The 11,837-nt window shown below is 44.9% G+C and carries 9 protein-coding genes and 1 riboswitch; of the genes, 3 read left to right on the forward strand and 6 right to left on the reverse strand.

What is annotated here, in order from left to right; all coding sequences use genetic code 11:
* Positions 1-166 precede the first annotated feature (166 nt).
* Positions 167-2,260: an acyltransferase family protein gene (locus GC096_RS11185; protein WP_171630313.1), complete on the forward strand. Its 2,094-nt coding sequence runs from the start codon at positions 167-169 to the stop codon at positions 2,258-2,260.
* 494 nt (positions 2,261-2,754) lie between these two features.
* Here the strand turns inward: GC096_RS11185 and GC096_RS11190 are convergent, their stop codons facing one another.
* Complete coding sequence (locus tag GC096_RS11190; protein WP_171630314.1) at positions 2,755-2,973, reverse strand: hypothetical protein; 219 nt, start codon at positions 2,971-2,973, stop codon at positions 2,755-2,757.
* A 26-nt stretch (positions 2,974-2,999) separates the two neighbouring features.
* A complete protein-coding gene (locus GC096_RS11195) occupies positions 3,000-3,836 on the reverse strand; it encodes an AraC family transcriptional regulator (RefSeq protein WP_171630315.1) in 837 nt (278 codons plus the stop codon).
* A 151-nt stretch (positions 3,837-3,987) separates the two neighbouring features.
* On the opposite strand from GC096_RS11195, the gene GC096_RS11200 reads away from it, so the two are divergent.
* Both GC096_RS11200 and GC096_RS11205 read left to right on the forward strand, forming a co-directional pair.
* On the forward strand, positions 3,988-5,118 hold the full coding sequence (locus GC096_RS11200; RefSeq protein WP_171630316.1) for a glycoside hydrolase family 88/105 protein: 1,131 nt from the start codon (positions 3,988-3,990) through the stop codon (positions 5,116-5,118).
* 634 nt (positions 5,119-5,752) lie between these two features.
* The gene (locus tag GC096_RS11205; protein WP_171630317.1) at positions 5,753-7,903 is read left to right on the forward strand and encodes a 5'-nucleotidase C-terminal domain-containing protein; all 2,151 of its coding nucleotides are present in this window, start codon (positions 5,753-5,755) and stop codon (positions 7,901-7,903) included.
* Between the two features lie 87 nt (positions 7,904-7,990).
* On the opposite strand, the gene GC096_RS11210 is transcribed toward GC096_RS11205, so the two are convergent.
* The 4 genes from GC096_RS11210 to GC096_RS11225 form a co-directional block, all read right to left on the reverse strand.
* Positions 7,991-8,785: a DUF2705 family protein gene (locus tag GC096_RS11210; RefSeq protein ID WP_171630318.1), complete on the reverse strand. Its 795-nt coding sequence runs from the start codon at positions 8,783-8,785 to the stop codon at positions 7,991-7,993.
* A 26-nt stretch (positions 8,786-8,811) separates the two neighbouring features.
* Positions 8,812-9,609, reverse strand: a complete 798-nt coding sequence (locus tag GC096_RS11215; RefSeq protein WP_171630319.1) for an ABC transporter permease subunit — start codon at positions 9,607-9,609, stop codon at positions 8,812-8,814.
* Positions 9,610-9,615: 6 nt separating this feature from the next.
* On the reverse strand, positions 9,616-10,500 hold the full coding sequence (locus GC096_RS11220; RefSeq protein ID WP_171630320.1) for an ABC transporter ATP-binding protein: 885 nt from the start codon (positions 10,498-10,500) through the stop codon (positions 9,616-9,618).
* Positions 10,501-10,615: 115 nt separating this feature from the next.
* A riboswitch (cyclic di-AMP (ydaO/yuaA leader) is annotated at positions 10,616-10,782 on the reverse strand.
* A gap of 195 nt (positions 10,783-10,977) precedes the next feature.
* The gene (locus tag GC096_RS11225) at positions 10,978-11,808 is read right to left on the reverse strand and encodes an AraC family transcriptional regulator (protein WP_171630321.1); all 831 of its coding nucleotides are present in this window, start codon (positions 11,806-11,808) and stop codon (positions 10,978-10,980) included.
* Positions 11,809-11,837: the final 29 nt, after the last annotated feature.

Genomic DNA, 11,837 nt, shown 5'->3' on the forward strand with positions numbered 1-11,837 from the left:
GACTTAAGTTCGTCAAATGAAAATAGCCTATTCCCCATTCATAGCTTCCTGATACGGCATTTTAGGTATGGGAAAAAAAACTTTATTTCTTTTTGAACTGCAAGAAGTAGAACACAGTCTAAGAAGTATTGTTTTCAGGAATTGACACATTGGAGGATTTATCAACATGAAGGAAATCAAACAAAATCATCGGCTTTATATGCCTGGATTGGATGGGATCAGGGCGCTCGCAGTTCTTGCTGTAATTAGCTATCATCTCAACTGGGGATGGGCCTCAGGGGGATTCTTAGGAGTAAGTGTATTTTTTGTACTCTCCGGTTACCTGATTACGGATATGCTGCTTGAAGAGCGCAAGAATAAACAACGTATCGATCTAAAAAGGTTTTGGATTCGTCGCATCCGCAGATTGCTTCCGGCAATGGTGGCTATGATACTTGCTGTTGCCGTCTATTTAGCAATTACGGATATCCCGAGGTTAATTTCCATACAGGGGGATATTTGGTCGGCGTTAACATATACAAGCAACTGGTACAACATTTTTCACCACATCTCTTACTTCGAGAGCTTCGGACCTCCTTCGCCTATAGGGCATCTTTGGTCGCTCGCCATTGAAGAGCAATTTTATTTGTTATGGCCGCTGCTTGTCATTGGCTTGAGTCGTTTCTTTAGCCCAACACGCGGTAAGTTTGTTTTACTTACACTCGCCGGAGCCATTCTTTCTTTCGTCGCGATGGTGCTTTTATATGAACCTGGCACGGACCCAAGCCGAGTATATTACGGAACGGACACAAGGGCATTCGGGCTCTTGATCGGTGCATCCCTTGCATTTCTATGGCCAAGTAGTAAACTTGCCCAACCTAACTTACGCAAACATCGTTTGTGGATAGATATAACAGGTGTAATTGGACTATTTATTGTTATCTACATGTTTATGCGAACCGGAGAATACGATCAATCGCTGTACACCGGTGGTATGCTCATCCTTTCCTTCGTATCATCATTCGTTATAGCAGCGGCAGCAAGCCCATCTACCTTGGTTAGCAAAATTCTCGGTTGGAAAGTTCTACGCTGGATCGGTAAACGTTCTTACTCCATTTACCTTTGGCATTATCCTGTGATCGTCATAACGAATCCGATTAGTTCGAATACGGATACTAACTACTTTCTCCTCATGATTCAGCTCACGCTGAGTATCGGATTAGCTGCTTGGTCCTACTCCTTCATTGAAACCCCATTTAGAACTGGTAATTGGGGCATTTGGTCCAAAATGATCAAATTTCGGTCGAATGGGATGATAACGCAGCATCCACTTAAGTTCTTAGTTAGAACCGTACCGCTAGTCATACTTATGCTGATCTGCGTTTCCAAAATCATAAATCTGAGCAGCACTGAGGTCGTAGTCTCTTCCCAAAGTTTGACGAAATTAACTGCGATTGCCTCGCCTGCGACTCAATCACCTGAATTATCGAGCGAAGTCCTGACTTCTTCTCCTGTCGTTAACCAACCGCCAGAAACGACAAGCCCTGTCCCGACATCTACACCTAAAGGAAAGACTTCGGTTGCTTTGAAAAGTCCTGCACCAACAGCATCACCTAAAGCTGAGAATTCACCAGCAAGCACAAGTCCCGTCCCGACGGTACCTAAAGGTGAGAATCCAGCTGCGGTCACCAGCCCTAGCCCTGCCCCAACCGCATCGCCTAAAGCTGAGAATTCAACTGAATTGGCAGGCCCTGCCCCGGTGAACGCTTCTGGCACTTATAACCCTGTTCTGTCAACCCAAAGTGTTACTGCTATCGGGGATTCCGTCATGCTGGGCGCTGCTCCAGTTTTGGAGAAAATGATTCCAGGGATTACCGTAGACGGGAAAGTCAGTCGGCAACTATCGCAAGCTCCTGACATCATCCAGCAATTCAAAGCCGATAACAAATTAAATCCAATTGTCGTTATTCACCTCGGTACGAATGGACCTTTTACCTCGGAACAGCTTGATACTCTGCTCGAGACGATTGGAGAAAACCGCAAGATTATTCTCATCAATACACGAGTACCCAAAAAGTGGGAATATGTGGTAAATGGTACTCTGGCCGGTGTAAGTAGAGGGCATGCGAATGTCAAACTCGTCGACTGGTATTCCTATAGTGCAAATAAGCCGGATTGGTTTGTCAGTGATGGTGTCCACTTAACAGGTAAGGGTGCTGAAGCTTACGCCAAGCTTATTCTAGATGCTGTTACAGCTTTGAGTAATTTAGATCATAGGTAAGTAGCCGGGAAACCTGCGATGGCAGTAACAAAACAAGAAATGCCGCCGCCGTCCTTCAAGGACGGAGCGTTTATGGAGAACTACAAGAAAAGGGACTGTACTTGAGAAGTACGTCCCTTTTGATATACGGCAGCCACGTTGGTGCTCCGCTCTCGTGCAGGGATGCGGGCAGCCGTGGACCAAATACTAGGAGTAACTGTATTTTGTACAGCTAATTTCACGTCTAATTCGTGTTTCAGTGATTTAACTGGAAATTATCCATGTAATTTCAAAATTTCAAGAGAATAGGGATGAAATCCGATGATTTAACAACATAAATTCCATCTAATCGTGAAATTCGGAGGAATTTGCGAGAATTAACTGTATGTTTTCCATTTAGTCGTCAAAAAAAATAAGAGGAGGGCTTAGCCCTACCTCTTATCACAAATCATCATGTCTTCATAAGTCCTTTCAGCATATCCCTGTACATACCCGGCGTGATACTCTCCATTTTCTTAAACGTTCGGATTAAGGTATTGCTGCTGAAGAAACCAACCTGCTACCGTACCACTCTTCCCAGACAATTGCCCATAGGAAATAGAAGACGGCAGACGAATATCTTTGGTCGATGCCAGAACACCGTTCTCTTCATTAAGAATAAAAACAGATCCTTGATTAATCCAGTTTACTTTCTGAATAGGTTCTTGGAATCGTTCCAACTCCGATACGGACACACTCGTTGCAAGGAAATGCCTTTCTCCTATTTGTCCTTCCTATAATACAACGGGGCATGTCCCGTCACCAATTTGAACACTCTGCCAAAATGCGTTACACTCCCGAAGCCAACCTTTCTGGCAATCAGACTCACCTTTAACGAAGTTTGCTCCAAGAGCTTTTTCGCCTCCTTAATCCTGACACTATTCAAATATTCCACGAACGTAAACCCCGTCGCTTCTTTGAAAAATCGGCTTAAATAATAGGGACTTACATAAAATTTCTCCGCCAACAGATGCAGCGGCAGATCCTGCATATAATGGGTGTTCATATAACGAACAACTTCTAAGATTCTTTCATGCATGGGACTAGGAGTTTCCAGCGGTACCAGCGCATTTTGCTTGGCATGCCGACAGCAAATAATGAGCAGCTGCAGCACCAACGTCTGCGCAAACATCTCGAAACCAGGCTTCTTTTCTTGCATCTCCTGCATGATGCTTTGAGCAACCGACTCGATCGCAAGCTTGTCTTGCAGCGGACATTTTATAATGAAGTAGGCTTGCTCAAAAAGGGGCTGAAAGATATCCCGGTAAGCATCATTCACCGAGGTCATCTGGCTCTCATGAATATTCACGATGAGCCGCTCATGCTTCGGCATTTCCGTATTGGTGGTTCGATGAAGAATATTCGGAGAGATGATGACGACATCCCCTTCTTCGATAATCATCGTCCTGTCCTTTATAAAAAACGTCCGTTTGCCGGACATCAAATAGAAGATTTCGTAGGTACTGTGAAAATGGTTAATCGGCATATTGTGACTTAAGGCTTTGCGATAAGATACGGAGAAGGAACCTTCGCCGTTATCGAATTGAAAATCTTCCATGTTCTACTCGCCTTTCACTTCGTTTGCTATTTATTATACGCCTCTCCTCATATCCTGCAAGATATAAGAAGAAATCGCGTATTTCCGCAAAAAATGTACATTTTCCTCTGCTAAGATAAGCTTAAGTAGATTGAAGGAGGAATAAACGAAGATGCAAACTTCAGAAAATAACATCCAAATAAACAGCACCACACAAGAAGCACTGACTCCCCTCCAATGGGCGGAGAAAGCGTGCGAAGCGTTAATGGCCAAATTTGAACCCGAACAGCTTCCCCCAGATCGGTTTCATTATCATCAAGGTGTTTTCCTTTCCGGTATGGAGAAATGTTGGCGGGAAACGAACGACGATAAATACTATACGTATATCAAACGTTGGGTGGATAGCCAGATCCTCCCAGACGGCAGCATCAAGAAGTACAATCCGGAAGAGCTGGATGATATTCAGCCTGGCGTGCTGCTCTTTAATCTGTATGAGAAAACTGGCGATGAACGGTATAAGAAAGCCTTGCACACACTGGTTCCCCTATTAAAAGCATGGAAAACCAATCCATCCGGCGGTTTCTGGCATAAGGAGCGTTATCCGAATCAAATGTGGCTAGACGGCTTATACATGGCGGGGCCGATTGCTACGCAGTTCGGTAAAACCTTCGGCGAAGCTGCGTATTTTGACATGATGACCTATCAAGCTATTCTCATGGAAAAGCATACCAAGGACCCTAACACCGGTCTTCTTTACCACGGATGGGATGAAACTAAAGCTGCAGCTTGGGCTGATCCTGTAACAGGCTTGGCTCCGGAATTCTGGGGACGCGCGATCGGCTGGTATCCTGTTGCTTTACTGGAAATGTTCGAGTACCTTCCTGCGGACCACAAAGATAAAGCTGAGTTAACGAGCATCCTGCAAGACCTGCTCATCGCTTTGATCCCATTCCAAGATGCCGCGACAGGCTTATGGTATCAAGTTGTGGATAAAGGTGACATGGCAGATAATTGGCTGGAAAACTCCTGCACCGCATTGTATGTACATGCCATTGCTAAAGCCGTGCGATTCGGCTATTTGGATGCGAAGTATTTGACCTATGCGTGGAAAGGCTATCAAGGGGTTATTGATACGCTGAAGTTTGATGAGAACGGTCATGTGATCATTGGCCAAATCTGTATCGGTACGGGAATCGGCGACTACGCCCACTACATCGCCCGTCCTACAAGCGAGAACGATTTGCATGGCGCTGGCGCATTTATCCTGATGTGTGTGGAAATGAGCTTAGCGGCGCAGGAGTAATCTCGCAGTAAAAAGAGGAGCTACGCGGCTTAAATAGCGCTTAGCTCCTTTGCTTTTGGTCTCCTCCAGGGGCATGTGGGGATAGTCGGACTACTCCCATACACCCATAGTTCGAAATTGCCGAATTAATCTCACTGTCCGCGCCATTTATTCTTAGTTAGTCCGGAATAACCCAACTAAATCGCCCCAAACAACCTTCACACAAGGAAAATGCGAAGATAATTCGGTAGAATCTGACTATTCGTCCTTTTTCAAATGAAATCTTCGTTTTAATTCGGAGATATCGGACTAATACAGCTTCCAGCAAAGAGTTAAAGTTGTCAGCCTTGTAGTATTGTCTACTAGTTGCCGTTAGCACAGCTAGATTAATGATGTGGTTGATGTACGACCGGCAAGTCGGAGGAACAATGAACCCGCGGTGATAATGATGATAGCTGTCCAAATCCAGTCCACATGCATAAGATCCTCCCCCTTTAAGGATCTATATTCCACGATTTAGCACCGCTTATACCGAAGGAATTCAGAGACTAAATAGTTAATAATTTCTTCACTTCTCAAAATCTAGCATTTCCTTTATACTAATAGACGAACTTATTAACCATCGTTCTATTAATATATAGGAGGAATTTTTAACATGAAAAAAACATTTACTACCCGCCTTACCGCCATGGCGCTTGTAACCGTTCTCACTGGCTCTTTCGCTAGCTCTCTAGCATTTGCCGAAACAACCGCGCCAACTTCACCTGTTGCTATGAAATCCGATATGCGTCTTGCCATTGATAACGGCGTTGTCGAGGGTTACGGAGATACAGACTACCGTGGTACAAATGCCGCTACTCGCGCTGAAGTCGTAACGATGATTAACCGCGCTGCCAAGCTGCAAAGCGCTGATTCGAGTACAGCTACGTTCACGGACCTTGCGACTTGGCAAAAACAAGCAGTTGCGAATGCCGTTGCAGCTAAACTGATTAGCGGCTTTGCTGATGGTACCTTTCATCCGAATGCTGCCGTGACTCGTCAAGAGCTTGCTGAGTTAATCGTGAAAGTCGTAACTGGCGGCCAACTGCCACAAGTAAATGAGAATGTGTTGAACTATTTTAAAGACTCCGCATCCATCGCCAAAGACTCCCGCCCCTATGTCGCTTATGCCGTCATTAGCGGAATTTTCACACCTACGCTCGACGGTAACTTCAATCCTACTGCTGAAGTAACGCGCGATGAAGTCGCTAAGGCGCTTAAACCCATTTTATTTAAAGTGGTTGATATTTTAACAACGAATGATATTCACGGTAAAATCGAAGTCGGCTTCGATAAAAAGCGCAACCAAGGTCAAGGCGGCATCGAAACATTCGGCGGCATCGTCTCCGATTTCCGTGCTGTGAATCCCAAAGGAACCGTCGTAGTTGACGGCGGAGATGCGTGGCAAGGTACGCTGATTTCCAATACAACGAATGGCCAATCCGTGATGGATACCATGGCGCAAGTGCAATATGATGCTGCAGCTATCGGAAATCATGAATTCGACTTCGGCCGTGACGTTCTGATCGATAATATTAAGAGGGCTAAATTCCCTATCCTTGGGGCTAATATTATCGATGCTCAGACAGGTAAACGCGTTGACTGGACACAGCCCTATGTCATTGTTGAAAAAGATGGTCTGAAAATCGGTATCATCGGCTTCGCAACGCCACAAACGACGACTACTACAAAATCAACGAACATCGAAGGCCTTTCCTTTGTAAATCCAGTTCCTTTGGCCAAAGAATTGTCAGCCGAGCTTCGCGCTAAAGGTGTGGATATCATCATGGTTACCTCCCACCTCCCTGGTGAGCAAAACCAGAAATCCGCTGAAATCATTAGTGAGCTTGCTGATCTTGCAAAAGGCACTGGAAATGGAACCTTAGACGCGATTGTTGGTGGTCACTCCCACATGCGTGTAGCCGGAATCGTAAATGGCATTCCCGTGGTTGAGGCGCAAAGCTGGCTTTATGCGGTTGGGCACATTCAACTCTTTGTAGACAAATCCACCAAGCAAGTCGTATCCTCCAATGCAAGCTTGCTAGAAACGTACACGAACTTAACGACAGCTGACGCGGACATTCATCAAACGGTTGAGGATTATAAAGCCAAAATTTCGGGGAAATCCGGCGAAGTAGAAGTCGTAGTTGCAGAGCCGCTAAATCGTAAATCTTTCCGCTTTGAAGCTAATGGCGGGGCTGATCGTGACGGCGCAACACAGTTAGGCAACAGCATCACAGATGCGATGCGTGCTTCTGAGAAATCCGATATTGCTTTCACGAATATTGGCGGTATTCGCACGGATATTGATAAAGGTGAGCTAACTTACAGCGAAATGTTCGAAGTACTCCCTTTTGGCAATTACAACGTAACGGGTACAATGACCGCTGCTCAAATCAAAAAAGCGCTCGAAGTTACGGACAAGTATACAAATCTGCCAGCCATTCAATTCTCAGGTTTGAAGGTTGAGTGGGATAATACGAAGCCGCTTGGTGAGAAATATTCCAAAATCACTTTGGCAGATGGCACTCCGATCTATGTCGATGGCAAGTTCAATACCGACCGTACGTTCAAAGTAACAACTAATGATTTCATGGCTACTGGCACTGGCGATGGCTTTACGGTATTCGGTGAAGTGAAGGATTGGAAAGATGGCGCCATTATGCTGGACGCTTGGGTCAATCACGTCAATACCTTGAAGGCTGCGGGTAAAGAGCTGTCTGTCCAAGATGATGGTCGCGATGTGCGTTTGGATTTGAAGAAATAAGCTATCATTCAATCATTAATCTCATAAAATAAAAAAGGCCTTTTGCCCGCATCCAGCGATGGATAGGGTGAAAGGTCTTTCTACTCTTTAAACGTGCAAATCACGTTTTTTAAAGGAAACATACGTAACAACCGTTAACAGGACAATGAGGACTGCGGAGATAACGACATACACGGCATCCAATCCACCGCCATACATGATATTTTTCGCCTCATAAAATTTAAACGGGGTTACATATTTCAAGAATGCCAGCTTATCGTTGAAATCAATGGCAATGGATAAGATAAACGTAACGAGCATGATGCCAGTTGACAGCGAAGCTGCTTTTTTGGAATTCCGATAAACGGTTGCAATGGAGGTCCCGATGACTAGAAAGAGCAGCTGTAGAATAAACATACCCAGCATGACGATGGAGATATCCCCGTTGACGGCCTCACCTTTACTATAAGCCCCAACAATCAACATGCTCGAAATCCATGACACGAGGTTAAAAATAAGTATGTTCACGAAAGCGCTTAGCAGCTTCCACGTGATGATTTGATGCCTGGATAACGGCTTCACGAATAGGAACTCTGCCGTCTTGTCCCGCTCTTCCTTCGCGATGATATTCGCGCCCAGCATTGCCGCATGGATTGTTGCCATTAACAAGAAATAGAGGACCAGAATCCCAAAATAACCGCTTGCCTTCGATAAATCTAACGCGCCGCCACCCATAATCACTTGGAGTGACTTCGGCATTTCCGCCATAAGATCATTAATCTGTCCGTTCGCTGCTGTTGCTTGATACTTATTCATCCCGCTTGCGATTAGAAAAATGAGTCCTAGACTCCAAAAAATCATCGATTTCCGATACGTTTTCAGTTCTCGCCAAAAAATATTCACGTGCTAATCCCTCCCCTCACCCGCATTTATACGGCATGAACATCCTTTTTCGTGTAGATGAAGTAGCTGGCCGCAATCGAAATGACGATAATCGCGATGGCAGCAATGACATAAGAGGCTTCATAGCTGGCGTGCTCAAGCATGTATGTCCCGCTAAAGTATTTGAATGGCGAGAAATACCGTTTGACCCCCTCCCCATCTACGGCAACGATCATTCCGATAACGAAAAAGGCAAACACCGTACCTAGACTGACGGATAACACGGCTTTGATTTTAGAAAATACGACGGAAATGATGAATCCAATAGCAAGGAACATCAGCTGGATAAACAGCAAAGTGAGGGAAATCAATAGAAATGTGCTCACATCGAAATCAACTGTTTTGACTTGAAGCGCCATTAGATAGGCTGCAACGATGTAAATCACGCAGGTAATGACTAAAGAAGTAACAGCCGCTAATAGCTTGGAAGTGACGATTTTCGTACGTGTTACGGGCTTCGTAAGCAGAAAGTCTGCTGTTTTCTCGCGCATTTCTTTCGAGAGTATAGACGTTCCCAGAACCATGGCTTGAATGGCTCCGCAAAGCGTAATGTACATAAAGATGTACATATAGAATCCAAGCAGGGTACCAAACGTTTCGATTTGAATACCAAGCGCTTTCCTAACCCCTTCGGGATACCCCTCTAGTATGGAAGAGAACTCAGCAAAGTCCTTAGAGACCGAAGGAAAAAGGGATAGGAATAAGACGATGACCGCAATTAAGGAGCAGGTCCACGTAATCGTGGATTTCCGATACGCTCTCAATTCATGAAGGTATATATTCATTCCACTTTAAGCCTCCTTCTCATAGTAGTGCATAAAGATCTCCTCTAAATCAGGCTCTTCGATCCACAGATTCTCTATTTCGATTTCCGCAATCTTTCGCATGACTTGATTAATGTTGCCTTTAAATAAGAAGCTCGTCGTCTGGCCTTGGACATCAATGTTATTGACTCCGGTCATTTTGAAAAAGTTAGGATCAAGCGCTTGTGCCGTATCCACTTTAAATCGCTTGAAATTGTTTTCTTTTAACGTGCTTATCTTCTCAACCGTCACAATCCTGCCTTCCTTAATAATCGCGACGCGATCGCATAATCTTTGAACTTCACTTAATATATGAGAGGAAAAAAGAATCGTGGCTCCTCTTTGATTCTGTTGTTCGAGCAATTCGAAAAACTTCTGCTGCATGAGCGGGTCCAGTCCACTTGTCGGTTCATCCAGAATAATGAGCTTAGGATCATGCAGCAACCCTTGAACGATGCCCACTTTCTTTTTGTTCCCCAGAGATAGATCATCAATTTTCTTCGTAACATCCAGATCCATGATTTCAGCAAGCTCTTTGATTCTCTTGGTGCAATCCTTCTTGTAAAAGCTGGCTGAATACTTGAGTAAGTCGATCACTTTCATGTTGTCATAATAAAAAACTTCGGACGGCAAGTAGCCGATCTCTTTCTTTATTTCAGGCGCAAACTGGATGCAGTCTTTACCGAAAATTTTGGCACTGCCGCTTGTTGGAAAAATCAGAGACAGCAGCGTTCGAATCGTTGTTGATTTCCCTGCCCCATTCGGTCCGATAAAACCAAAGATCTCCCCTTCTTCGATCGAAAAACTAACATCCGTAATACCTCTTGCGTTCCCATAGGTCTTGGTCAAATTGTTGATTTCAATAGCATGCATGATATAGCCTCCTTATAACATTTATGTAACATTTTGGGTTAATGGCATGCAAAAAGAAGCCCTAAGAGCAGAGAATCTCTACTCTCGGACTTCTTTACATAAGAAGGCGAGTGTGCGGTTCTCTCTCAATGCACCTACGAGGTTAGCTGTCGGATTCGGACTTGAGAGCGTCCTACCTAATGCTTGCGAGCATCAGGATTCACCCCATGAAGCCAAGTATTGCTTGAACGGCTTCGATTGGTTCCCCCGTTTCCCCTACTGGGAATTAAGTGGTTTCTTTTCACATAAAATCAACTTGTCGTAATGAATCTTACGCCGTTCTTTATCGATTGTAAAACGTAGATTCGCCTTTAATTATTGCTTATTTGACTTTGGTAGTCGATGAAAGCGCATACATATAAGGGTGTCGTTGATTATCCCATACTTTGCTACTTATTAATGCTCTTTAGGAGATGAAGCTCAGTAGACCTAGGAAACCTACGTGCTGTACAGCCGTCGATACTCCTGTGGTGTCATTCCGGTATGCTCTCGGAAGCGCGCAATAAAGTAGCTGCTCTGAGAAAATCCGACATGCTCAGCCACTTGCTTAATCGTCCATTCGGTCGACATGAGCAGTTGTTTAGCTACAACCAGACGACATTCGAACAGCCACACGACCGGAGTCCGCCCCATTACTTCGTGAAACATTCGACTAAAATAATAGGTACTGAAGCCTGCCTGCTCGGCCATCTGCAAGAGAGTTAGCGGTTTCGTACAGTGCGTACGAATATACTCGGCGACCACTCTCATCCGTGCACGCTTATCCAGAATCGTTACTGTTCCATGCGTCTCCGCACGTAAGGCAAGCTCAGCAAGCAGTTCATAGAGCTTCACGGCCAATTGTACCTCGTTCCGATCATATGGAGATGCCAGCTCCAATAAATCCCCGGTCAATTGTTTGAGCTTAGGTACATCCCTGTACGTAAACAGCCACACAGCTGAAGTTCCTTGATCATTCAACAGCCTGTCGAGTCCCTCACCTGCAAGGTGTACCCAGAATACTTGCCACGGATCGTTTGGATCGGTTCGATACTCCTGTTCAAGGCCCGCTCCGTAATAAAAGCCCTGCCCTGCTTCCAGTGAGAATTCCTTCCTGTTCGCTTTGACATAGCCTTTACCGCTTAACACAATATGCAAATTGGCTTGTTGCAGCTGCCCCTTAAACCGCCGCTCCTGATGCTCAGGGAAATCTGCATATTGACCAATCATATCCGGATAAACCGTGTAGTGTTTGTACATGGGCTCCGGTAATACATAATGAATTTTCATGTGTCCTCCAAAACGCAAGAATATGATAT

The organism is Paenibacillus plantarum, assembly GCF_013141695.1.
GTDB classification, from domain to species: domain Bacteria; phylum Bacillota; class Bacilli; order Paenibacillales; family NBRC-103111; genus Paenibacillus_E; species Paenibacillus_E plantarum.